We start from the raw sequence: 23621 nt of genomic DNA on the forward strand, positions 1-23621 counted from the left end.
GCGGACGAGCGGGCGCGGGCGCGCGGCGCCCGCCGGCCGGGCCCCGAGACGGGCGGCACATCGGGCGAGCCCGAGTTCCAGCAGGTGAGGCCACTGGCCCCCGGCAAAACGGCCTGAGTATGCTTCGTCACCCTTGCTGGTGGCCGCCGACGATCAGGAGTGGGCCGTTGTCGAGTCCCGAACAGGTGCACCGATCCCGGAGGCGTCCCCGGACGAGTCCGATCGGGCGAAGGATCGCGCTGCTCCTGGCGATACCCGTGGTGTCACTCGTGTCCCTTTGGGCATTTTCGGCCGTCCCGGCGCTGAACGACGCGCTTGAGCGGATCCAGTACGCCGGGAACCATGACCGGGTCGGCCAGCCGTCCAACCTCGCCATGCAGGCGCTGCAGGAGGAACGCGCCGCCGCGATCGCCGCGCTGACGGCGCCGACCGCCGCGAACACGCAGAAGTTCCAGGCCCAGATCGGCAAGACCGACCGCGCGGTGGCCGTCTTCCGCAAGTCGGCGTTCTCCCCCGAGGCCACGCGGAACCGGACCGAAGAGGCGATGCAGCGCACGCGCAACGTCGGCAACCAGTTCGACCAGCTGGCGAGCATCCGGTCGCAGATCACCGCGCGGAACGTCTCGGCGCTGGAGACCATCAACACCTACAGCGAGGCCTTCGACAACGTCGTCCGGCTGCTCAGCGCGCTGGTGAACATCGACGACATCGGCGTCTACCAGCAGACGAGCGGCATCCTCTACATGTACTGGTCGCGCGACTTCATGCTGCGCGAGGACCTGCTGCTGACCAGCCTGCGCGGAAACCGGCTGGGGTCCGGCGGCCGCGCCGCGTTCGCCCAGTGGGCGGGCTCCCGCGCGGAGCTGTTCGACCTGGGCCAGACATTGATCAGCGGCAAGGTCGCGCGGACCATGAGCGGACTCGTGAACTCCCCCGCGTTCGCCAACTACATCGCGTTGGAGAACGGCGTCGTGCGGCAGGGCCGGGCTCCCGACCCGCAGCGGTGGCAGGCCGCCGTCAAGGGGGCCGGCCAGGTGTGGCTCGGCACGACCTACAAGGCCGGCGAAATGATCCAGCACGACGAGCTCGAGCCCGCCGCTCAGCGGATCATGCTGCGGGTCTACCTGGCGGGCGGCGTCGGGCTGCTGGCCGTGATCGTGTCCATCGCGCTGACGCTGCTGTTCGCCCGCCGCCACGCCCGCGAGCTCAGGAGGCTGCAGCGGTCGGCGCAGGAACTGGCGAACGAGCGGCTGCCCCGCGTCGTCGCCCGGCTGCGGCGCGGCGAACACGTGGACCTGGAGGCGGAGACGCCCCGCCCCCCGGCCGGAAGGACCCGCGAGGTGGCCCTGGTCAGCGAGGCGTTCGACACCGTCCAGCGGACGGCCGTCAGCACCGCGATCGGCGAGGCGGGCCTGCGCGCGAGCATCAACCGGGTCTTCGTCAACCTGTCGTGGCGCAGCCAGTCGCTGCTGCACCGGCAGCTGCGGCTGCTGGACCAGATGGAGCGGCGCGCGTCCAGCCCCGAGGAGCTGGACGACCTGTTCCGCCTCGACCACCTGACCACCCGCATGCGGCGGCACGCCGAGGGCCTGGTCATCCTGTCCGGCTCGCCGACCGTCCGGGCCTGGGACCATCCGGTCGCGGCCGAGGACGTGATCCGCGCCGCGATCGCGGAGGTGGAGGACTACACCCGGGTGGAGCTGACCGGGGAGTCCTCGGCCGCGGTCTCCGGCGGCGTGGTCGCCGACGTCATCCACCTGCTGGCCGAGCTGATCGAGAACGCGACGATGTTCTCGCCGCCCGCCACCGAGGTCACCGTCAAGGTCGAGACCGTCGCCAACGGGCTGGCCGTGGAGGTGGTCGACCGGGGCCTCGGGCTGAGCGCGGAGGAACGGGACGAGCTGAACCGGCGGCTGGCCAGCGCGGTGGAGTTCGACCTGGTCGACACCGAACGCCTCGGCCTGTTCGTCGTCGCGCGGCTGGCCGCCCGGCACGACATCAGGGTCTCTCTGCAGCCCTCGCCGTACGGCGGGACCACCGCGATCGTGCTCGTCCCGCACGCCCTGGTCGTCCTGAGCGACGACTGGCACTCCTCCCGGGGGCTCGGCGCCGGCGCGCCGCAGCCGGTCGGGGCGGCGGCCGCGATCGGCTCCCCGCCGCCGCTCGGCCGCCCGTCCCGCCCCGCGCTCCCGGCGGCCGACCTGCCGCCCTCGCCGTCCGGCGAGCCGGCGCCGGGTCCGGTCCTCGACCCGTCGGGCCCTGTTCCCGGCCCGCCGGGCCTCGCCTCCGACCCGGCGCATCCCTCCTTCGACCCGGTGGAGCCGGGCGACGCCCTCGCACGCGGCCGCGGCCGCCCGTCCCGCGAGGACCCGGAGGCGGGCGGCATCGAGGACAGCGAGATCACCGGCAGGCTCCCGCGCCGGGTACGCCGTGCACACCTGGCGCCGCAGCTGCGCGCGCGTCCCGCGCGGCGCAACGCCGAACCGCCCCCGGGGGCCGACGACGACTTCGACGAGCCCAGTCCGGAGTTCAGCCGCGACCTGATGGCCTCGCTACAGTCGGGTTGGCTGCGCGGCAGGAACGCCGACGACGAACCGGGCGATCTCGATCCACGCGACGAATGGGGGGACTCATAATGGGGCAGGGCCACGCCACCGGCGAGCTCGACTGGCTGCTCGACGATCTGGTGGAGCGGGTCGGCGAGGTCCACCAGGCCGTCCTGCTGTCCCGGGACGGGCTGGTCATGGGCGCCTCGAAGGGCGTCACCCGCAAGGACTCCGAGTTCCTGGCGGCGCTGTCGTCCGGCTTCCACAGCCTGGCCAACGGGGCGCGCGAACACTTCGAGGCCAAGCAGGTGCGGCAGACCGTCGTCGAGCTGGACGGCATGCTGTTCTTCATCATCCCCGCCGGCAGCGGCAGCTGCCTGGCGGTGCTCAGCGACGCCGGCGGCAACGCCGGGCTGGTCGCCTACGAGACCACCATGCTGATCAAGCGGGTGCGCCGCCAGCTCAGCGCCTCGCCCCGGACCCCGGACGACGCGCAGGACCCCTCGCTGCATTCGGGTGCCTCGGGCTGATCCGACGGTGGAGACTCCGAGAGAGCGCTGGATCGGGCGGGACGCAGGCCCGGTCGTCCGGCCGTACGCGGTCACCCGCGGGCGCACCCGCGCCCGCGGGCCCGCCGTCGACCTGGTGGCCATCCTCGTCGCGACCGGGCGGACCCCGGGCGACCGGGTGTGGCTGTCGCGTGAGCACCGGATGCTCCTTCAGATGTGCGGGCGGCCCTCCACCCCCGCCGACCTCGCCTCGAAGGCCGACCTGCCGTTCCGGGTGGTGCAGATCCTGCTGGCGGACCTGCGCGAGTACGGCCTGATCGAGGAGTCGGACCAGGACCGGCAGTCCGAACGCCCCGACCCCCGCATACTGATGAGAGTGCTCGATGAACTTCGCCGCCTCTGACACCGTCCCGCCGCGAGACGCGGACGACGACATCCCCCTGCACACGCTGAAGGTGCTGGTGGCCGGCGGCTTCGGCGTCGGCAAGACGACGCTCGTCGGCACGGTGAGCGAGGTCCACCCGCTGCGCACGGAGGAGACCCTCACCGACGCCTCCGTCGGCGTGGACGACCTCGGCGGCGTGGAGCGCAAGACGACCACGACCGTCGCCATGGACTTCGGCCGGCTGACGTTCTCCGGCGGTGTCCGGCTGTACCTGTTCGGGACGCCCGGCCAGGAGCGGTTCTGGTTCATGTGGGACCAGATCGCCTACGGGGCGATCGGCGCGATCGTCCTGGTCGACACCCGCCGGCTCACCACGAGCTTCGCGTCCATCGACTTCTTCGAGCAGCGGCAGATCCCGTTCATCGTCGCCGCGAACAGGTTCGACGGCGCCCGCCCCTACTCCGTCGAGCAGATCCGCGACGCCCTCGACGTCGACCCCGAGGTCCCCGTCATGCTGTGCGACGCGCGGGACCGCGACATGGCGCGGGGCGCCCTCGTCGCGCTCGTCGAGCACGCCCTGCAGGCGTCCAAGGTCTAGCCGGCCGGTCCGGTAGCGGGTCTAGCCTGCCGGTCTAAGTCGGCACGGTCCGGTCGGCGGCCATCCGGGCGACGATGAGGGACGCGAGCGCGGCGTAGGCGGCGGAGTCGTCCAGGCCGGTCTGCGCCTTGATCTCGCCGCGGTGGATGGACTCCATGACCTGCCCCGCGACGGCGCCGACGAAGGCGGCGTCAGCGTCGTCAGAGTCGTCAGAGTCGTCGCCCGTGTCGGCGCCGGTGCAGGGGGCCGCCTCGCGGACGAGCCCCTGCACGCGCCGGACGGCGAACCCGGTGTTCCGCTTGTAGATCTCGCGGGCAGGCGGGAAGGCGTCCAGGTCGGCGAAAAAGGCGGGCGACGCGGGCGCCAGCTCGCCGGAGATCGCGCGCAGGTAGGCGCCGACGCGGTCGCGGGGGTCGGCGCCCGCCCGCGTGACCGCGTCGAGCGCGGCCTCCACCCGGTCGGTGGCGCGGCGGAAGAACGCGCGGACGACGGTCACGATGATCTGCTCCCGGCTCGCCGCGACGGAGTAGAGGGTGCTCTTCGAGCAGCGCAGGGCGGCGGCCAGCTCCGCGACGCTCAGCTCGGCGAAGCCGCGGTCGAGGAAGACGTCGATGAGGCGGCCGACGAGGGCGTCGCGCCGCAGCATGGCCCGGGAGGCCCGGGGGGTGGGCGTGGCGCGGGCGCCGTCCAGCGAGGTCATGCCCAGACGGTACCAAGGACAGTACTGAGGCCGGTTCGCCAGTACTGTCATTGGTACTGTTGGGGCATCGAGAGGAGTCCGCCCATGCCCGCCACCCGGCACCTGCCCACGCCCGAGTCCGAGGACCTCATCGCGCTCACCCGCGAGATCGCGGCGAAGGAGCTGGAGCCGCGGGCCGCCGGCGCCGAGCGCTCCGGGACGTTCCCCCGCGAGGTGTTCACGACGCTGGGCCGTGCGGGGCTGCTCACGCTGCCGTACCCGGAGGAGTTCGGCGGCGGCGCCCAGCCGTACGAGATCTACCTCCAGGTCCTTGAGGAGATCGGCGCGGCGTGGGCGAGCGTCGGCGTCGGCGTCAGCGTCCACGCGCTGTCGTGCTTCCCGCTGTTCGCCTACGGGACCGACGAGCAGCGCGCCGAGTGGCTCCCCGACCTGCTGTCCGGCGAGCGGCTCGGCGCGTACTGCCTGTCGGAGGCGCACGCCGGGTCCGATCCGGCGGCGATGCGGGCCAGGGCCGTCCGGGACGGCGGCTCCTACGTCCTGAACGGCGCCAAGGCGTGGACGACCCACGGCGGCAAGGCCGACTTCTACACCGTCATGGCCCGCACGTCCGACGACGGCGCACGCGGCATCTCCTGCTTCCACGTCCCCGCGGGCACGGCCGGGGTGGAGTTCGACGAGCCCGAGGACAAGATGGGCCTGATGGGGTCGACGACCGCGACCGTCCGGTTCGAGGACGCCCGCGTCCCGGCGGGCAACCTGATCGGCGACGAGGGCCAGGGCCTGTCGATCGCGCTCGCGGGCCTGGACGCCGGCCGCCTCGGCATCGCGGCGGTCGCCACCGGGCTCTCCCAGGCCGCGCTCGACACCGCCGTCGCCTACGCCAGGGAGCGCGAGGCGTTCGGCAAGGCGATCATCGACCATCAGGGCCTGGCGTTCGTGCTGGCCGACATGGCCGCCGCCGTCGAGTCGGCCCGCGCGACGTACCTGTCGGCGGCGCGGCTGAAGGACGCGGGCCGCCCCTACGGCCGGGAGGCGTCGATCGCCAAGCTGGTCGCCACCGACAACGCGATGAAGGTGACCACCGACGCCGTCCAGGTCCTCGGCGGCGCCGGCTACACCCGCGACTTCCCCGCCGAGCGGTTCATGCGGGAGGCGAAGGTGATGCAGATCTTCGAAGGCACCAACCAGATCCAGCGCCTCGTCATATCCCGCCATCTGGCCCGCTGAACGACGCCCCCCGGCTACAGCCGCACGTACTCGTAGTCGAAGGGCTTGCCGTTGATGCCGTTGCGGGGCGGGGCGATCCAGGCGGCGATCTTGCCGCGTTCGTGGACCGGTCTCATCAGCGACCGGACGTGCGTCTTGTCGACCTCGGTCGGGAGCCAGGCGCCCTTGCGGCGCTCCCATTCCCCGGCGGAGAGCACCTCGCCGCCGGGGGCGGCCTCGATGCCCGCGAACGCGCCGACCTTCCGGTTGAAGGCGATGTCGGGGAGGTAGAGGCGCTGCGGGAGTCCCGCGTCGGCCAGGATGCGGTTCCAGCGGTTGACGCCGCTCTGGCAGTCGGCGATGTACTCGCGGCGCAGGTCGGTGTTCAGGCCGACGAGCGCGGCGACCTCGGTCTGCCCGACGGCGCCGTCGACGAAGGCGTCCACCATGATCGCGTCGTCGGTGAGGCGGTGGTCGTCCTTGCGGCGGCCCTCCATCCAGCGGCCCTTGAGTCCGGCGGTGTAGTAGTTCGCGACGTTGCTGGACGTCTCGGAGCCGAACAGGTCGAGCGACACCGAGTAGTGGAAGTTCAGGTACTTCTGGATGACGTCGAGCGAGATGGCGCCGTGCGGCGTGACGTCATCGGTGTCGTGCTCCTTCATGAGCTGGACGGTCCGTTCCACGACGCGGTCGATGCCGGTGGTGCCGACCATCATGTGGTGGGCCTCTTCCTTGAGCATGAACTCGCACGTCCGCGACAGCGGGTCGAAGCCGGACTCCTTCAGCGTGCCGAGCTGGTACTTGCCGTCCCGGTCGGTGAAGTAGGTGAACATGAAGAACGACAGCCAGTCGGGCGTCTCCTCGTTGAAGGCGCCCAGGATGCGCGGCGACTCGTCGCTGCCGGAGTTGCGGTGCAGGAGCTCCTCGGCCTCCTCGCGCCCCTCACGCCCGAAGTGGGCATGCAGCAGGTACACCATCGCCCACAGGTGGCGGCCCTCCTCGACGTTCACCTGGAACAGGTTGCGCAGGTCGTACAGGCTCGGCGCGGTCGCCCCCAGGTTGCGCTGCTGCTCGACGGAGGCGGGCTCGGTGTCACCCTGGATCACGATGAGGCGCTGCAGGTCGGCGCGGTACTCGCCGGGGACCTTCTGCCAGGCGGGCTCGCCCTTGTGCCGGCCGAAGCCGATGCGCCGGTCGCCGTCGCGTTCGGCCAGGAAGATGCCCCACCGGTAGTCCTTCATGGCGACGTGCCCGAAGTGCGCCCAGCCTTCGCGGCCGACGTTGACGGCGGTGCGCAGGTAGACGTCCTGGGTGGGCAGGGTGGGGCCCATGGACTCCCACCAGTTCAGGAAGTTGGGCTGCCACGACTCCAGGGCGCGCTGGAGGCGCCGGTCCTCGTGCAGGTCGACGTTGTTGGGGATCTTCTCGCTGTAGTCGGCGGAGCCGGTCCCGGTCATCGACATGGTCACACTCGCTCTCGGTCGAAGTCGGCGCGCCGCCCGGTGCCGTAGCGGCGCAGGGCGCCGTCGGGGCCGGACGCGTTCGGACGGGTGAAGATCCAGTTCTGCCAGGCGGTGAGGCGGCCGAAGATCTTGGTCTCCAGGGTCTCCGGGCCGGGGAAGCGGTAGTTGGCCTCCAGGCCGGTGAGGGCGTCCGGGCTGAAGCCGGCCCGCTCCTCGACGGCGATGCGGATCTCCTCGTCCCAGTCGATGTCGTCGGGCGCGAAGGTGACCAGGCCGAGCCGTTCGGCGTCCGCGGCCTCCAGGGGTTTGCCCTCGGTGTCGCGGACGGCGGCCAGCGCGTCGTCGTCGCCCAGGAAGCGGGTCGCCAGGCGGCTGAGGCCGTTGCCCATCGGCAGGGGGCCGAAGTTCATGGCGCCGGGGGTGACGGCGGCGGGGTCGGCGTCCGGGTCGACGTCCTCGAAGACGCCGTCGAGGTGGTAGGAGCGGTCGGCGGCCAGCGCGATCTCCAGGAGCGAGCCGGCGAAACAGCCGCCCGGCTCGATGAGCGCGATGATGCTGCGGCTGGTGACGTCGAGGCGCTTCAGCGTCCGCTTGAGGTAGTGCAGGATCTCGTTGGCGAGCCAGTCGCCGGCGTTGCCGAGCAGCAGCCGGTCGTGGGCCAGGACGTGCCGGGCGTCGCCGGACGTGCGGAACACCCAGGTTCCGAGCTCCAGTTCGTTGGTGCGCAGGTCGAGGATCAGGTCGTCCAGCTCGCGGGTCATGGCGAGCGTCCAGAAGGCGGCGCCCATCCGGTGGACGTCGTCGATGCCGCCCGGGGCCTCGTCCGGGCCGGTGACGGTGATCTCGACGGCGCCCGCGTCCCGGTCCAGCTCCGCCCTCACGTGCCGGTAGGCGATGGACGTGCCGGTGCGCGTCTTATCGAGCGGGGTGAGCGCGACGCCCTCCGCGTCCACCGGACGGGACGAGCGGGCCGCCAGTTCCCCGGCGCGTTCCGCGACCGTCGCGTCCCATGCCGTGCGGGGCACCGCCTCGTCCACGAGCCGCCACGCCACGGCCTTCTTGCCGCCGAGGCCCTCGGCCTTGGTGGAGAAGTAGTCGGCGCGGTCGCGGCGGACGTGCCGCTTGTCCGACACCCGGGTCAGGCCGCCGGTGCCCGGCAGGACGCCCAGCAGCGGAAGCTCCGGCAGCGACACCGCCGACGACCGGTCGTCGACGAGCATGATGTGCTCGCACGCGAGCGCGAGCTCGTAGCCGCCGCCGGACGCGGTGCCGTTGCACGCCGCCAGGTAGGTCTGGCCCGAGTTCGCCGTCGCGTCCTCGATGCCGTTGCGGGTCTCGTTGGTGAACTTGCAGAAGTTCACCTTCCAGGAGTGCGGGGAGGCGGCCAGCATGCGGATGTTGGCGCCCGCGCAGAAGATCTTCTCCTTGCCGCTGGTGATCACGACCGTCCGGACGCCGGGGTGCTCGAACCGCAGCCGCTGGACGGCGTCGTACAGCTCGATGTCCACGCCGAGGTCGTAGGAGTTGAGCTTCAGCTCGTATCCGGGAACCAGGCCGCCCTGTTCGTCCACCGCCATCGTGAGCGTGGCGACCGGCCCGTCGACGTCGAGGCGCCAGTGCCGGTATCCGGACGGATCCACCCGGAACTCCACGTGCGGGGCCTGCACCCGCGACGGGTCCGCGCCCTCGGGGCTGGTCATGAGGTGTCCTTCCACGTGCCGGTCGATGGTGCGTCCCACCCATGCTCCACAAAACACAGTCGATCCGTCAAGAGTTTGTAGCATGTGGATGCCCGGGGCGCCCCGCAGGGGGCGGCCCGGTGGGGGCGGCGGAGATCAGGGGTTGAGCAGGGTCGCGGCCAGCTCGCGGACGGCGAAGCGGCGCAGCTTGCCGGTCGGGGTCGTCGGGAGCTTGTCCACGATCAACACCTCGCGGGGACGCTTGTACGACGCGAGCCCCGCGCGGCAGAAATCGATCAGCTCCCCCGGCTCGGCGGACGTCCCCTCCTTGAGGACGACGCAGGCGACCGGCTTGTCCAGGCCGTCGGCGTCCGGCAGCCCGACCACCGCGGCCATCGACACCGCCGGATGCTCCAGCAGCCGCCCCTCCACCTCCGCCGGCGAGACCCAGATGCCGCCCGCCTTCAGCATGTCCCCCGTCCTGCCGAGACACGTGTAGTAGCCGTCGTCGTCCACCACGTACGTGTCGCCGGTGCGCAGCCACTCCCCCTGGAACACCTGCCGGGTGGTGTCGGTGCGGCACCAGTAGCCGGTGGCGATCGACTCGCCCTTCACCAGCAGCGAGCCCGGGGTGCCCGGCTCCACGTCGGCGCCGTCGGCGTCCACGACCCGCAGCTCATAGCCGGGGACGGCGGTGCCCGTCGTCCCCGGACGGACCCGTCCCGGACGGTTCGACAGGAAGATGTGCAGGCACTCCGTCGAGCCGATCCCGTCGATGATCTCCACTCCGTACCTGCTGGTGAACCGGCGGCACAGTTCGGCGGGCAGCGGCTCCCCCGCCGACACCGCGAGCCGCACGGACGCGAACGCCTCCACCGGGACGTCGGCGTTCAGGATCGCGGCGTAGAAGGTGGGGACGGCGAAGAACAGCGTCGGACGGTACTCGGCCAGCCGCCGCGCCACCGACGCGGGCGTGGGCCGGTCCGGGTCCAGGATCGCCGTCGCGCCGGCGGCGAGGGGGAAGAACAGCGAGTTGCCGATCCCGTAGGCGAAGAACAGCTTGGCGACCGAGTAGCAGCGGTCCTCGGGCGTGATGCCCAGAACCTGGCGTCCGTAGGTCTCCACGACGTGCCGGATGTTGGCGTGCCGGTGCATCGCGCCCTTCGGCTTGCCCGTCGTCCCGGACGTGTACAGCCACAGCGCGCTGGAGTCTTCCGAGGTCCGGTAGGGGTCGAGCAGCTCACCGCCCTGGGCCCGTCCCTCCGCGACCAGGTCCTCGAAGGAACCCACCTTCACGCCCTCGGGGGCACGGACGGCCGCGTCCCCTTCGACCACCACCCGCCGGACGCCCGGCGCGTGCGCGAGCGCCGCCTCCGCGGGGACCGCGAACCGGTCGCTGACCAGCAGGATCCTGGCGCGGGCGTCATCGAGGAGGGCCGCCAGCTCCGCGCCGGTCAGCATGGTCGACACCGGGACGGGGACGGCGCCGAGCCGCATCGCGCCCAGGATCGCGGCGGCCATCGGCGGACCGTCGGCCATGAAGAGGACCACGCGCTCCTCGGCCCGCACGCCCCGGCGCTCCAGCCCGGCGGCGACCTGCCCGGCGAGGTCGTCGAGTCCGGCGTAGCCGAGATCGCCCCCCGGACCGGTGAGCGCCGTCCGGGCGGCCGTATCGGGCCGGCGCGCGGCCCGGAGCAGATATTCGGAGGCGTTGAACATGTCGGGCGGGACCGGTGCGGTCGCCGTTTCAGCGGTCATCGGGTCTTCCCTTCGCCGGGAACCGTGCCACACATGCTCTACATGAACAAAACGCCAGTCAATAGACTTGTGGAATGACGCTCCCGCACGGCGGGCGCCGCGCGATACTGGGCGGCGTCTCACCACCGGACGGCGTCTCACCACCGGACGGCGTCGGATGAGTCGTATGACTGGACAGCGTCGCATGGACGGCGGTGTCCGTGAAGGCCGGAGAGGAGAGCGGATGCCCCGGACGGACGAGGACGCGGCGCACGCCCAGCCGGAGTTCCGGCGGCGCCGCGAGCTGGGCGCGGCGAGCGCCCGGTCGCTGCTGCTGACCGTGCTGGGCGAGTTCGTGCTCCCGGCCGGGGAACCGGTCTGGACGGCGACGTTCCTGCGGGCGCTCGGCCTGCTGGGGGTGGAGGAGAAGGCCGTCCGGCAGGCGCTCGCCCGCAGCGCCACCGAGGGCTGGCTCGCCGGGGAACGGCACGGCCGCCGCACCGCCTGGCGGCTCACCCGCTCCGGGGAGCGGCTCCTCACCGACGGCACCGAGCGCATCTACGGCTTCGGCCGGCCGGTCGGCGAGTGGGACGGGCAGTGGCTCGTGGTCCTCGCCACCGTCCCCGAGACCAGCCGCAGGGTCCGCCACCTGCTCCGGACACGGCTCGCCTGGAACGGGCTCGGCAACCTGGCCCCCGGCGTGTGGGTGAGCCCCCACCCCGAGCGCGGGCCGGAGGTCCGCGAGGTCCTCGCCGAGATCGGCGTCGCCGATGCCGCCACGCTGTTCACCGGGCGCCTCGGCGACCTGGCCGAGGCGCGGCACGTGGCCGCGCAGGCCTGGGACCTGGACGAGATAGAGCTGGCCTACGAGGACTTCCTCGACGCCGGGCGCGCCCTACGTCCCGCCGACGATCCCGGGACGTTCGCCGCGCACGCCAGGCTCGTCCAGGAATGGCGCCGGTTCCCGTTCCTCGACCCGGGCCTCCCGGCGGAGCTGCTCCCGGACGACTGGAGCGGCTCCCAGGCGTTCGCCCTCTTCCACGAGCGCCACGACCTCTGGCGCCCCGTCGCCGACCGCCACTGGAAGACCCTGTCGGCCGACTGACCCGGCGGCGGATCAGCCTTCCGGCGGGGAGAGCTTCAGCAGGTTGACGGTGCCCTCGGCGACCACGCGGCCCTTCTCGTCGGTGATCGTCGACTGCCAGGTCACATGGTCGTCCACCCGGTCGACCGGGCGCGCGCGGGCGGTCAGCCGGCCCCCGCGCACGGCCCGGATGAACCGCGTGTGGTTGCTGACGCCGACGACCTGGCTGTCGAGCCCGACCGTGAGCGCCGCACCCATGCTGCACACCGTCTCGGTGATCGCGCAGTACACGCCGCCGTGGACGATGCCGTACGCCTGCATGAGCTTGTCGGTGACCTCCAGTTCGGCCACGACCTCCCGTTCGGACGCCTCGACCACGAGGAGACCGAGCGTCTCGTCCAGGGGACCCGCGTAACCGACCCGTTCAACCGTCATCCCCAGAAGCTATCCAGCCGCTGAAATCGGCGTCAACGAAGGTGTAGGGCCCGGCTGCCCGGGAAGGTGGCCAGCGCCCCGGGGAATGGAGGTCGCGGAATGAGCAGCCTGGTCGGACGGAACCTGCTGGCGGGGGCGGAGCCCGACGTCACGGCGAACGCGGGCTACACCGATCCCCCTCCCAGGATGGGCTTCTTCACCGACACGTCCGTCTGCATCGGCTGCAAGGCGTGCGAGGTGGCCTGCAAGGAATGGAACGCCATTCCCGAGGACGGCCTGGAGTTCACCGGCATGTCCTACGACAACACCCAGGGCCTCGGCGCCGACACCTGGCGGCACGTCGCGTTCATCGAGCAGGACAAGCCGATGGGCAACGCCGAAGCCGGAGTCGACCACCGCGGCGGCCCCGGCGACGGCGCCGCGGACATGCGCTGGCTGATGGCGTCCGACGTGTGCAAGCACTGCACGCACGCCGCCTGCCTGGACGTCTGCCCGACCGGTTCGCTGTTCCGCACCGAGTTCGGCACCGTCGTCGTCCAGGAGGACATCTGCAACGGCTGCGGTTACTGCATCCCCGCCTGCCCGTACGGCGTCATCGACCAGCGCAAGGGCGACGGCCGGGCCTGGAAGTGCACGATGTGCTACGACCGGATCGGCGTGGGGCAGGAGCCGGCGTGCGCGAAGGCGTGCCCGACGGACTCCATCCAGTACGGGCCGCTCGACGAGCTGCGCGAGCGCGCCGCCCTGCGCGTCGAGCAGCTCCACGAGATCGGCGTGGAGGACGCGCGCCTGTACGGGCACGACCCGGACGACGGCGTCGGCGGCGACGGCGCGTTCTTCCTCCTCCTGGACGAGCCGGAGGTGTACGGGCTGCCGCCGGACCCGGTCGTCACCACCCGCGACCTGCCGTCCATCTGGAAGCACGCGGGCGTGGCGGCGGCCACGCTGCTCGGCGGTCTCGCCGCCGTCTTCACCGTCCACGGCCGCAACGGAGGCAGGCGATGAGCGACCCCGGCGAGGAACGGGATCCCGGCAACGAGGGCGGCGTCGGCAAGGACGGTGTGCACGGGCAGCGGCCGGGCCGCGAGGCGCAGATCGGCAAGGGCCTGCCCGGCCGCGGCGGGAGGCGCCGCAAGGGCCGGGGCGAGAAGGCGATGGTGCCGGAGGCGGAGTTCACCTCCTACTACGGGCTGCCCATCCTGAACCCGCCCGTCTGGAGGTCCTACGACGTCGCCGGATACTTCTTCCTCGGCGGGCTGGCCGGCGCCGGTTCGGTGCTGGCCGCCGGGGCGCAGCTCACCGGGCGTCCCGCCGCCGCGCGGGCGCTGAAGGTCTCGTCCCTGCTCGCCATCGGCGGGTCCACGGCCGCGCTGATCCACGACCTCGGGCGGCCCGCCCGGTTCGTCAACATGCTGCGCGTCATGAAGCCCACCTCGCCGATGAGCATGGGCTCCTGGCTCCTGGCCGCCTACGGGCCGGCCGTGGGCGCGGCGGCCGTCCTGGACGTGACCGGGCTGTTCCCGCGCCTGGGCGGGGCGGCGACGGCGGGGGCCGCCGCGCTGGGCCCGGCCGTCGCCGCCTACACCGCGGCGCTGGCCGCCGACACGGCCGTGCCCGCCTGGCACGACGTCCACCGCGAGTTGCCGATGGTGTTCGTGGGCTCGGCCGCGGCCGCCGCGTCCGGGATGGCGTTGATCACCGCCCCCGCCCGCGAGACGGCCCCGATGCGCAGCGCCGCGGTGCTCGGCACGGCCCTCGAACTGGCGGCGGCGAAGCTGATGGAGCGTCGAGCCGGTCTGGTCGCCGAGCCGTACAAGGAGGGCAAGGCCGGCCGGTTCGTGCGCGCGGGTGAGTTCCTGTCGGCCGCGGGCGCCGCCGGGGGCGTCCTGCTCGGCGGGCGCAGCCGCGCGGCGGCGGCGCTCAGCGGGGCGGCGCTCCTGGCGGGCTCGGCCTGTACGCGTTTCGGCGTCTTCCACGCCGGGATCCAGTCGGCCCGGGACCCCAAGTACACGGTCGTTCCCCAGCGGGAACGTCTCGCCTCAGGCGTCCCGGACGGCGGTTAACCGGCTGCCGACTTTCTGAAAGTCGATTGAAATCTTGCGCAAGTACTTGACCTTGCTGCAAGAAGAGAGCATTCTCACGGTGCATCGCGGACGGCCGTCCCCCACCCCCTCAGGCGCCCACACCGCCGGCACCCGGGCGCCCTGTGACAGGAGTTCGCCCCCATGCAACGTGCCAGAGTCCCCCGCCGCCCGTCCCTGGTCACGTCCGCGCTCGCCGCGGGCGCCCTCGTCCTCGGCGGGCTGGTACCCGCCGCCCTCCTCTCCGACGACACCGCCAGTGCCGCCCCGTCCGCCACCGCCTCGCTCAACGCGAGCGACGTCACCGCCAACCTCTGGGAATGGAACTGGCCATCGGTCGCGGAGGCGTGCACCGACCACCTCGGGCCCGCCGGGTACGGGGCCGTCCAGGTCGCGCCGCCCGCCGAGTCGGTCAGCCTCGCCCAGACCAGCGACGGAGCCCACCCGTGGTGGGAGGTGTACCAGCCCGTCTCCTACGGCCTGACCAGCCGGCTCGGCACCCGCGCCGAGTTCTCCGCCATGGTCACCGCCTGCCATGCCGCCGGCGTCCGCGTCTATGTCGACGCCGTCGTCAACCACATGGCCGGCCACAACAACACGGTGAACACCACCTACGGCGGCTCGACGTTCGACCCGCCCGGATTCGCCTACCCCGCCGTCCCCTACGGCCACGGCGACTTCCACCATGCGAACGACGGGTACTGCAACGACGACGACGCGGGCATCGACGACTGGAACGACAAGTCCGAGGTGCAGAACTGCGAGCTGGTGTCGCTGTCGGACCTCAAGACGCAGTCCGGCTACGTCCGCGGGAAGATCGCCGGGTATCTCAACGACCTGATCGCGCTCGGCGTGGACGGGTTCCGCATCGACGCCGCCAAGCACATCGACCAGGACGACTTCGCCGCCATCAAGGGGGGGCTGAACAACACGACCGCCGAAGGCAGGCCGCCCTACATCGCGCAGGAGATCTTCCCGGGGGCGTCCAACCCCGACCTGAAGGCGTCCGCGTTCACCCGGAACGGGGACGTGCTCGGCTTCGCTTACGCGATGGGCCTCAAGACTCAGTTCCAGAACGGCACGCTGTCGAACCTGTCGGGCATCCCGTCATGGTCGCTGGACGCGGACGGCTCCCAGACCTACGCCATGATCACCAATCACGACACCGAGCGGGACGGCTCCACCCTCAGCTACAAGAACGCCGCCGACTACACCCTGGCCAACTACTTCCTGCTGGCCTACCCGTACGGGAAACCGGCCGTCTTCGACGGGTTCACCTGGACGTCCCGGGGGCAGTCGCCGCCCGCCGACTCGCGCGGCTTCGTCACCGGCGCCGACTGCTCGAGCGGCTGGCAGTGCATCACCCTGTCCACCGGGATCAAGGGCATGGTCGGCTGGCGCAACGCGACCGCGTCCGCGACGACCGTGTCCGACTTCACGGCGACGGCGAGCGGCGTCATCGGGTTCAGCCGGGGGTCGCGCGGCTGGATCGGGCTCAACGACTCGTCCGGCCCGTCCACCGCGTCCTACGCGACCGGGCTCGCGGACGGCGTCTACTGCGACGTCATCACCGGCGGGGTCGGATCGAGCGGCTGCGAGGGCACGGCCGTGACGGTGTCCGGCGGGACCGCGACCGTGACCATACCGGCGCACGGCGCGGTCGCCGTCCACGCGGACGCCATGTCCGGCACGACCCCCACGGGAGAGCCGACCTCCCCGCCGGCGACCGTCTCCGACACGTTCGGCGTCCACGCCACCACGACCTGGGGGACGAGCGTCTACGTCGTCGGCAGCGTCCCGGCGCTCGGCTCCTGGGACCCCGCCAAGGCCGTCAAGCTCTCCCCCGCCGATTACCCGGTCTGGAGCGGCCGGGTGACGCTGCCCGTCGGCGTCAGGGTCGAGTACAAGTACATCAAGAAGACCGATGCGGGCGCCGTGACCTGGGAGAACGGCGCGAACCGCAGCTACACCACCGGGGCGTCGCCGCACACCGCGAACGACACCTGGAGATAGCCCGCCCGGACGGCACCGTCCCCCGCCGGTGCCACGGGGCCGGCCTCCACCCGTGTGCGGAGGCCGGCCCTCCTAGGCCTGTGTCTCCTCGGCGGGCCGCCGGGCGGGGCGCCAGAAGACGGCCAGGAGGAGGGCTGCGCCGAGGCCGCCGGCAAGAGCGGTGACGGCCAGGCCCGTCCAGCCGGAAAGGTCATCGGAGATCCCCAGCGCGCGGTCAAGGGACACCGCCCCGCCGCCCAGGGCACCGAGCCCGCACGCCACCATGATGATCATGAGGACGTACTCGTAGCCCTGGCCGGGGCGAAAGATGAAGAAGCCGTTGCGCAGATGGGCGGTGATGAACGCGACCCCCATCGTGCCCACCGCGCCGGCCGCGGCCAGCGGGGTCAGCAGGCCGAGCAGCAGCAGCAGGCCCGCACCGAGTTCGGTACCGGTCGCCATCAGCGCGTGCAGCCTGCCGGGCCGCAGGCCCATCGACTCGAACCAGCCCGCCGTGCCCGCGATCTTCCCGCCGCCGAACGCGTGGTTCCAGCCGTGCGCGATCAGCGTGCCGCCGATCGACACCCGCAGAACGAGGGACGCGATGTCGATGCCCGCCGCGTCAACAGCCATCCACGGCCCCTTCCTCGCCGAGATCACGCCCTTTCGGGCGCCATGTCCCGACAACGTACAGGCCGCGTAGGCGGGCGTGCCGGTGGGGATGGTCATGGGCCGCACATGACGCCCGGATTATCGGACCCGGCGTGGGGCAGATCACAGAGGTCGGTCTCCGGAACACGTCACGTTCAGGGACTTCGATCCATCTTTCTTGTAGGTGCCCCGGTCCGGCGGCACCGGCGGAGAGCTTGGAGGCGCCATGGGTTGCGAGCCAAGGCGGTTCGACCTGACGATGCTGCACGCCGCGTACGACGCGTTCCGCCGCGACACGGCCCGGATCGAGGCCGCGGCCGACGCCGGTGGCACGCCGCGTGCCACGGCGGTCGCGAACACCTGGTCCCTGTTCAGGTTCCACTGGCGCATCCAGGACAACGCGGAGAAGAGCGCCCTGTGGACCGTGATGTACGCCAAGGACGCCGACGCCCCGGGACGGCTCGGGATCGTCCTCGACTCCATGGCGTTCCGGGGGATGCGGGTCGTCTCGCAGATCGACGCCCTGGACGCGGCGATGGAGCATCGTGACCGGCTCATGTTCGCCCGGTACGCGCGGGAGCTCCGCACGTCCGTGGACGCGCTCCTGGACTTCAAGGAGTCGGAGGTCCTCCCGCTGATCTCCGACACCCTGACCGCGTTCGAGTGGGGCACGTTCGACGTCGAGTTCCGCCGCGAACTCGGCATCCGGGGGCTCGGGGTCTTCCTGCCGTGGCTGCTGGACGACGCCCCGGACGCCACCCGCCGCGCGGTGCTGCAGCTGCTGCCGCCGCCGATCCGGCTCTTCTACCGGACGAGCTGGCGTCCCCGTTACGAGCGCCGCAGCCGCCTCGCCGTACCCGCGTACTGACCCCTGCCCGCTGACACCCGTCCGCTGACACCCGCCCGCTGACGCCTGCCTGCCGGCCACCCCGAATGTGACGGGGTCCACATTCGCGCGATGTCACATCCACCCGACTCGATCGGTCTTATGCGCAGAAGCGCGACATGCGCGAGTTTCGGCATGTGCAGTCGCGCGGCGACGACGTGCGACGAGAGGACGTTGACGATGGCGGGGAGTCGGACGGCCGGCGCAGGCAGGCCGGGCGAGCGCAGGCCACCGAAGTCCGTGGACGCGACGGCGCGGGCCCTCGACGAGCGGTTCGGCTCGACCGGATTCGCCCGCAAGGCCATGCGCAAGGCGTTCCCGGACCAGTGGAGCTTCCTGGTCGGCGAGATCGCGATGTACTCGTTCGTGATCATTCTGCTGACCGGCGTGTTCCTCACGCTGTTCTACAAGCCGAGCATGCAGGAGGTCATCTACGACGGCTCCTACACCAGGCTGCAGGGCGTGGAGATGAGCGAGGCGTACGCCTCCACCCTCAAGATCAGCTTCGATGTGCGGGGCGGGCTGCTCGTCCGGCAGCTGCACCACTGGTCGACGCTCATCTTCATGGCGTCGATCCTGGTCCACCTGCTGCGCCACTTCTTCACCGGCTCGTTCCGCAAGCCGCGGGAGCTGAACTGGCTGATCGGCATCGGCATGTTCATCCTCGTCATGCTGAACGGCCTGTTCGGCTACACCCTGCCGGACGACCTGCTGTCGGGAACCGGCCTCCGCATCCTGGAAGGCGTTCTCGCGTCGATCCCGCTGGTCGGCTCGTACGCGGTGATGTTCCTGTTCGGCGGGGAGTTCCCCGGGACCGACATCATCCCGAGGCTGTACGTCATCCACGTGCTGCTGATCCCGGGCATCCTGGCGGCGCTGATCCCGTTGCACGCGATCGTGCTGACGTGGCGGCAGACGCACACCCAGTTCCCCGGGAAGGGCAGCTCCAACAAGGCCCAGTACGGCTACCCGTTCTTCCCCGTGTTCATCGCCAAGACCACGTCGCTGTTCCTGTGGGTGCTGGGGGTGTCGACGCTCCTCGCCGCGTTCGTGCAGATCAACCCGGTCTGGCTGTTCGGCCCGTACGACCCGGGCGCGATCAGCTCCGGATCGCAGCCCGACTGGTACATGGGCTGGCTGGAAGGCGCGCTGCGGATCATGCCGGCCTGGGAGATCACCGCGTGGGGCCACACGATCACGATGAGCGTGGTCGTCCCGGCGCTGGTGGTGCCGGGCGTGCTGTTCACGGGCCTCGCCCTCTACCCGTTCCTCGAACGCTGGGTGACCGGCGACCACCAGATCCACCACCTGCTCGACCGTCCCCGCGACGTCCCCGCCCGCACCGGCATCGGGGTCGGCGGCGTGATCTTCTACGGGACGCTCTGGCTCGCGGGCGGCAACGACATCCTCGCCGAGCGGTTCCACATCCCGCTGTTCTGGACGACCTGGTTCTTCCGCGGCCTGATCATCCTCGGGCCGGTGCTGGGCTATGTCATCGCCTATCGCATCTGCCTCGGCCTGCAGCGCCGCGACCTCGGCCTCGTGCGGCACGGGCTGGAGACCGGCATCATCCGCCAGTCGCCGGACGGGAGGTTCAGCGAGGTCGAGCGGCCCCTGCCCGATGAGGCGGTCGTGGCGATCACCGACCCGCGCCCGGTGGCCGCGTTCGACCTGGACGTCCCGCCGCCGATCGACGACGTCGAGAGCCCGCGCGCCCGCAGCGCCGTGCGCCGGGTGCGCGCCTCCCTGAACCGCCGGTTCCGAGCGGACCTGGCCGTCGTCCCCGAACGCCCCCCGGCCGAGGGCAACGGCGACCATCGCGAGATCGGCGATTCCGAGTCGAAGTCCGTGTCCTCACGCTGAGTCCGTGTCCTCACGCTGAGTCCGTGTCCTCACGCTGAATCCGGGCCGTCACGCTGAGTCCGGGCCGGGCGGGGTTCCGGTCAGCGGTCGAAGAGGTGGCGGATGACCGGGCGGGCGGCGGCCACGGGGTCGTCGCCGAGCCTGGCGGGCAGGGCGCCGCTCAGCCAGAGGTGGGCGAAGCCGTGGACGATCGACCAGGCGGCGATCGGGGCCGTCCGGTCGTCGTTCGGGCGGTCCGGTGCGGCGCCGCGGACGCCCTCGGTGAGGACCCGGTCGGCGCGGGCGCGGGCGGCGGCGACCTCGGGGTCGTCCGGCCGGTACAGCTCCGGCCTGAAGATCACCTCGAAGTACGGCCGGTGGTCGACGGCGAAGCGGATGTAGGCGAGGCCCACCTCGTGCAGGTCGTCGCCGGCGGCTTCGAGGGCGTTCGCGAACAGGGTGTAGCCTTCCGCGGCGACGGCGGTCAGCACCCCCGCCCGGTCGCCGAAGTGGTGGGCGGGGGCCGCGTGGGAGACGCCGGCGCGGCGTGCCAGTTCGCGCAGGCTCCAGGCGGCCGGGCCGGATTCGGCGATCGCCCCGACGGCCGCCTCGATGATCGCCCGCCGCAGATTGCCGTGATGGTAGGTGTCGCCGCTCATGACCGGAATCCTATCTTGCCATTGACAAGTTCGATACTCGGCCGGATCGCGAAGAATTGATGTACACCGGTGTCGGATCGGCGGAACCGCCGTTCGTCTCAAGGACAGGAGGTGACGCACATGAGGTATGTGCTGATGTTCGTGGAAGCCGAGCACTACGCCAAGGACTGGGAGTCCAGGTCCGAGGACGAGCGGCAGGAGCTCTTCGGCAAGGTCGAGAAGTGGCTGGCCGACCACTCGGCGCAGATCGTGCACAGGACGAGGCTTCAGAGCCGCGAGACCGCGACGACGGTCCGGCTCGGCGAAGGCGAGCCGGTCGTGACCGACGGGCCGTTCGTGGAGGGCAAGGAGGTCATCAGCGGCTACGTCGAGGTCGAGGTCGCGGATCTGGACGAGGCGCTCGCCATCGCGAAGGCCTGGCCGTCCTGCCCGATCGTCGAGATCCGTCCCGCGCTCTGACCATGAGCGGCGAGCGGAGCGTCCCGGAGAAGGAGGCCGCGGCCGAACTGGCCCGCGTGGTGCGCGAGCACGCGGGCCGGCTGGCCGGGGCCCTGGTCCGGGTCCTCGGCGACTTCTCCCTTGCGGAGGACGTCGTCCAGGACGCGGTGTGCGTCGCGCTCGAACGCTGGCCGGCGGAGGGCATCCCCGACCGCCCCGACGCCTGGCTGTTCACCGTCGCCCGCAGGCGGGGCCTCGACGTGCTGCGCCGCCAGGCGCGCTACCGCGACAAGCTGGCGCTGCTGGACTGGTCCCCGCCGCACGAACCCGACGACCGGCTCCGGCTGATCTTCACCTGCTGTCATCCGGCGCTGCCGCGCACCGCCCAGATCGCGCTCACCCTGCGGGTCGTGTGCGGGCTGACCACCGCGCAGATCGCCGCCGCGTTCCTCGTCCCGGAGCCGACGGTGGCGCGGCGCATCAGCCGGGCCAAACGCAAGATCTCCGACGCGGGGATCCCCTACCGGATCCCGCGCGACGCCGAGATGCCCGAGCGGCTCGCCGAGGTCCTGACGGTCATCTACCTCATGTTCAACGAGGGCTACCTGTCGAGCGCCCCCGACCAGGAACGCCACCTCGCCGACGACGCCGAGTGGCTGGCCGCGCTGCTGGCGTGGCTCGTGCCCGCCGACCCGGAGGCCACCGGGCTGCTGGCGCTGATCCGGCTCCACCAGGCCCGCGCCGCCGCGCGCTTCGACGCCGCCGGACACCTCGTCCTGCTGCGCGACCAGGACCGGTCGCGCTGGGACCACGCCGCCATCGCCGACGCCACCGCGCTGCTGGCCCGCGCCGCCCGCAAGGGCGAGCCGGGCCCGTACCAGCTTCAGGCCGCCATCGTCGCCTGCCACGCCGAGGCCCCCACCTGGGACGACACCGACTGGCACCAGATCGTCGTGCTGTACGACATGCTGCTGCGGCTCGCCCCGTCCCCGGTGACGCGGCTGCACCGGGCCGTCGCGCTGCACCACCACGCGGGGCCGTCCGCCGCCATGGCCGAACTCGACGCGCTCGCCGGCGACCTGGACGGCCACCACCTCTACCACGCCACCCGCGCCGAACTGCTGCGCGACCTCGGCCGTCCCGGCGAGGCCCGCGAGGCCGACGAGCGCGCCCTGCACCTGACCGCCAACCGCGCCCAGCAGGCCCTCCTGGAGGAGCGCCTCACCTGGCACTAACCGCGCCTGCTCCCCTTCCGGCCCGCTACTCGTTCTCCTTGGCGTACTCGCGGAGGCCGGGCAGGTCCATGACGGTGATCTTGCGCCAGCCGGTGCGGATCAGCCCCTCGCGGCGCAGGCCGTTCAGGGCGCGCGCGACCGTCTCGCGGGACGCGTCCATCCAGCTGCCCAGCTCCTCCTGCGACAGCGGCGGCCCGATCTCGATCGATCCGTCCGGGGCGGGCGGCGCGTAGTGGACGGATCGTTCCGCGAGCTCGGCGAGCAGCATCGCGAGGCGCCGGGTGCCCCGGCTGGTCACGTGGGCCTTCAGGCGCCGGTCCATGTCGTCGATGCGCTGGACGAAGGTGCCGGTCACGAGCATCCACACGTCCGGATGCTCGTCCAGGAAGCCGGTGAAGCGGGCGGCGGGCACCACCAGGGCGCGGATCTGCGACAGTGCGGTGACCGTGGCCGACCTGGTCCGGCCGCCGAGCACCGCGCTCTCGGCGAGCAGGTCGCCGGGGCCGCGGACCGCCAGCACCACGTTGTGGCCTTCCTCGGTCGAGGAGGTCACCTTCGCCCAGCCCCGTTCGATGACGATCACGTGGTCGGACTCGTCGCCCTGGTACACGAGGGGTGATTTCACCGGGAACTGGCGGGGACGGCCGGCGGCGCGCAGGGCGGACTGCTGCGCGGCGTCGAGCGCGGCCCAGAACTCCGGGCGCGGAGAAGTCGCCCCGTAGGGTGCCACCAGCCTCCTCCTCGCCTCCTGCGCGCTCCCGCCTCCGGTCCGCAAGGCTCATCCGGCAGGGCGCGCGCTGAATCCTTGACATGCCCGGAGTCACTTGAACAGTAAACCGGAAGGCGTCACTTGGGGACGGCGACCAGGCGGACGGCGAGGCCCGTGAACACCGTCCCGCTGAAGATGTTCAGGCACCGCGCGACCCGGCGGCTGCGCCGCAGCAGGTCGGCGAGCCGTCCGGAGAGCAGCCCGACCCCGGAGTCGACGGCGAGGCCGATCAGCACGAGCGTGATCCCGAGGACGAGGAACTGCATCATCGGGTGCCCCAGGGAGGGGTTCACGAACTGCGGCAGGAAGGCGATGTTGAACAAGATCACCTTTGGGTTGAGCAGATTCGTGACCACCCCCTGCCAGTACGCGCGCCGCCAGTACGAGCGGGGCCGCCCCGTCCCGGCGACGTCCGTCTCCGCGGCGGGGTCGCCGCGGTCCCGGAACGCCTTCACCGCGAGATAGAGCAGGTAGGCGGCCCCCACCCAGCGCAGCACGTGGTACAGCGTCGGCAGGGCGGTGAAGAGGGCGGAAAGGCCGAGCATCGCGGCGACGGCGTGCGTGAGGGCGCCGGTGCCGACGCCCATCGCGGCCATCACACCGGCGGCGGGCCCTCCGCGCCCGCCCATGGCGACGACGAACATCATGTCGGGTCCGGGGCTGAGGCAGAGGGCGAGCGCCGCCACGACGAACGCGGCGTACAAGGATGTGTCCACCATAGACAAA

Annotated in this window: 22 protein-coding genes; 13 read left to right on the forward strand and 9 right to left on the reverse strand. The window is 71.9% G+C overall.

Features of this window, described 5'->3' with window-relative positions; translation table 11 throughout:
• Positions 1-269 precede the first annotated feature (269 nt).
• The 4 genes from AB0C35_RS28625 to AB0C35_RS28640 are packed head-to-tail and all read left to right on the forward strand — an operon-like array spanning position 270 to position 4038.
• A complete protein-coding gene (locus AB0C35_RS28625; protein WP_358462180.1) occupies positions 270-2636 on the forward strand; it encodes a nitrate- and nitrite sensing domain-containing protein in 2367 nt (788 codons plus the stop codon).
• Entirely contained in the window at positions 2636-3076 is a 441-nt protein-coding gene (locus AB0C35_RS28630; RefSeq protein WP_358462183.1) for a roadblock/LC7 domain-containing protein, read from the forward strand. Before AB0C35_RS28625 ends, AB0C35_RS28630 begins: the two co-directional genes overlap by 1 nt.
• A gap of 7 nt (positions 3077-3083) precedes the next feature.
• Positions 3084-3458, forward strand: a complete 375-nt coding sequence (locus AB0C35_RS28635; RefSeq protein ID WP_358462186.1) for a DUF742 domain-containing protein — start codon at positions 3084-3086, stop codon at positions 3456-3458.
• On the forward strand, positions 3439-4038 hold the full coding sequence (locus AB0C35_RS28640; RefSeq protein WP_358462188.1) for an ATP/GTP-binding protein: 600 nt from the start codon (positions 3439-3441) through the stop codon (positions 4036-4038). Before AB0C35_RS28635 ends, AB0C35_RS28640 begins: the two co-directional genes overlap by 20 nt.
• A gap of 34 nt (positions 4039-4072) precedes the next feature.
• Here AB0C35_RS28640 and AB0C35_RS28645 read toward each other — a convergent pair whose 3' ends face one another.
• Positions 4073-4738, reverse strand: coding sequence for a TetR/AcrR family transcriptional regulator (locus AB0C35_RS28645; protein WP_358462191.1), 666 nt, complete (start codon positions 4736-4738; stop codon positions 4073-4075).
• Between the two features lie 84 nt (positions 4739-4822).
• Here AB0C35_RS28645 and AB0C35_RS28650 point away from each other — a divergent pair, with 84 nt between their 5' ends.
• Positions 4823-5965 (forward strand): acyl-CoA dehydrogenase family protein, encoded by a 1143-nt coding sequence (locus AB0C35_RS28650; RefSeq protein WP_358462195.1) that lies wholly within the window; start codon positions 4823-4825, stop codon positions 5963-5965.
• 14 nt (positions 5966-5979) lie between these two features.
• Here AB0C35_RS28650 and boxB read toward each other — a convergent pair whose 3' ends face one another.
• The 3 genes from boxB to AB0C35_RS28665 form a co-directional block, all read right to left on the reverse strand.
• Positions 5980-7407: a benzoyl-CoA 2,3-epoxidase subunit BoxB gene (gene boxB, locus AB0C35_RS28655; protein WP_358462198.1), complete on the reverse strand. Its 1428-nt coding sequence runs from the start codon at positions 7405-7407 to the stop codon at positions 5980-5982.
• A 2-nt stretch (positions 7408-7409) separates the two neighbouring features.
• On the reverse strand, positions 7410-9146 hold the full coding sequence (boxC, locus tag AB0C35_RS28660; RefSeq protein ID WP_358462200.1) for a 2,3-epoxybenzoyl-CoA dihydrolase: 1737 nt from the start codon (positions 9144-9146) through the stop codon (positions 7410-7412).
• A 96-nt stretch (positions 9147-9242) separates the two neighbouring features.
• A complete protein-coding gene (locus AB0C35_RS28665; RefSeq protein WP_358462202.1) occupies positions 9243-10844 on the reverse strand; it encodes a benzoate-CoA ligase family protein in 1602 nt (533 codons plus the stop codon).
• A gap of 223 nt (positions 10845-11067) precedes the next feature.
• Here AB0C35_RS28665 and AB0C35_RS28670 point away from each other — a divergent pair, with 223 nt between their 5' ends.
• Positions 11068-11928, forward strand: a complete 861-nt coding sequence (locus AB0C35_RS28670; RefSeq protein WP_358462205.1) for a PaaX family transcriptional regulator C-terminal domain-containing protein — start codon at positions 11068-11070, stop codon at positions 11926-11928.
• A gap of 12 nt (positions 11929-11940) precedes the next feature.
• Here the strand turns inward: AB0C35_RS28670 and AB0C35_RS28675 are convergent, their stop codons facing one another.
• On the reverse strand, positions 11941-12342 hold the full coding sequence (locus tag AB0C35_RS28675; RefSeq protein WP_358462208.1) for a PaaI family thioesterase: 402 nt from the start codon (positions 12340-12342) through the stop codon (positions 11941-11943).
• Positions 12343-12528: 186 nt separating this feature from the next.
• Here AB0C35_RS28675 and AB0C35_RS28680 point away from each other — a divergent pair, with 186 nt between their 5' ends.
• The 3 genes from AB0C35_RS28680 (at position 12529) to AB0C35_RS28690 (ending at position 16436) form a co-directional block, all read left to right on the forward strand.
• Positions 12529-13347, forward strand: coding sequence for a 4Fe-4S dicluster domain-containing protein (locus AB0C35_RS28680; RefSeq protein WP_358462507.1), 819 nt, complete (start codon positions 12529-12531; stop codon positions 13345-13347).
• On the forward strand, positions 13344-14405 hold the full coding sequence (gene nrfD / locus AB0C35_RS28685; RefSeq protein ID WP_358462211.1) for an NrfD/PsrC family molybdoenzyme membrane anchor subunit: 1062 nt from the start codon (positions 13344-13346) through the stop codon (positions 14403-14405). Before AB0C35_RS28680 ends, nrfD begins: the two co-directional genes overlap by 4 nt.
• A 162-nt stretch (positions 14406-14567) precedes the next feature.
• Positions 14568-16436 carry a carbohydrate-binding module family 20 domain-containing protein gene (locus tag AB0C35_RS28690; protein WP_358462214.1) on the forward strand — a complete coding sequence of 623 codons (1869 nt, stop codon included), beginning with the start codon at positions 14568-14570 and terminating at the stop codon, positions 16434-16436.
• A gap of 72 nt (positions 16437-16508) precedes the next feature.
• On the opposite strand, the gene AB0C35_RS28695 is transcribed toward AB0C35_RS28690, so the two are convergent.
• Positions 16509-17048 carry a DoxX family protein gene (locus AB0C35_RS28695; RefSeq protein WP_358462217.1) on the reverse strand — a complete coding sequence of 180 codons (540 nt, stop codon included), beginning with the start codon at positions 17046-17048 and terminating at the stop codon, positions 16509-16511.
• Positions 17049-17292: 244 nt separating this feature from the next.
• On the opposite strand from AB0C35_RS28695, the gene AB0C35_RS28700 reads away from it, so the two are divergent.
• On the forward strand, positions 17293-17934 hold the full coding sequence (locus AB0C35_RS28700) for a hypothetical protein (RefSeq protein ID WP_358462220.1): 642 nt from the start codon (positions 17293-17295) through the stop codon (positions 17932-17934).
• Positions 17935-18132: 198 nt separating this feature from the next.
• Positions 18133-19815 (forward strand): ubiquinol-cytochrome c reductase cytochrome b subunit, encoded by a 1683-nt coding sequence (locus AB0C35_RS28705; RefSeq protein ID WP_358462223.1) that lies wholly within the window; start codon positions 18133-18135, stop codon positions 19813-19815.
• An 80-nt stretch (positions 19816-19895) separates the two neighbouring features.
• On the opposite strand, the gene AB0C35_RS28710 is transcribed toward AB0C35_RS28705, so the two are convergent.
• Complete coding sequence (locus tag AB0C35_RS28710; RefSeq protein ID WP_358462226.1) at positions 19896-20453, reverse strand: TetR/AcrR family transcriptional regulator; 558 nt, start codon at positions 20451-20453, stop codon at positions 19896-19898.
• Between the two features lie 120 nt (positions 20454-20573).
• Here AB0C35_RS28710 and AB0C35_RS28715 point away from each other — a divergent pair, with 120 nt between their 5' ends.
• Entirely contained in the window at positions 20574-20912 is a 339-nt protein-coding gene (locus AB0C35_RS28715) for a YciI family protein (RefSeq protein ID WP_358462229.1), read from the forward strand.
• Between the two features lie 2 nt (positions 20913-20914).
• Positions 20915-22126, forward strand: coding sequence for a DUF6596 domain-containing protein (locus AB0C35_RS28720; protein WP_358462232.1), 1212 nt, complete (start codon positions 20915-20917; stop codon positions 22124-22126).
• Positions 22127-22151: 25 nt separating this feature from the next.
• Here AB0C35_RS28720 and AB0C35_RS28725 read toward each other — a convergent pair whose 3' ends face one another.
• Both AB0C35_RS28725 and AB0C35_RS28730 read right to left on the reverse strand, forming a co-directional pair.
• Positions 22152-22856, reverse strand: coding sequence for a Crp/Fnr family transcriptional regulator (locus tag AB0C35_RS28725; protein ID WP_358462235.1), 705 nt, complete (start codon positions 22854-22856; stop codon positions 22152-22154).
• Between the two features lie 116 nt (positions 22857-22972).
• A complete protein-coding gene (locus tag AB0C35_RS28730; protein WP_358462238.1) occupies positions 22973-23614 on the reverse strand; it encodes a LysE family translocator in 642 nt (213 codons plus the stop codon).
• Between the last annotated feature and the right edge of the window lie 7 nt (positions 23615-23621).

Source organism: Spirillospora sp. NPDC048819, from assembly GCF_040650055.1.
Taxonomy (GTDB): Bacteria; Actinomycetota; Actinomycetes; order Streptosporangiales; family Streptosporangiaceae; genus Spirillospora.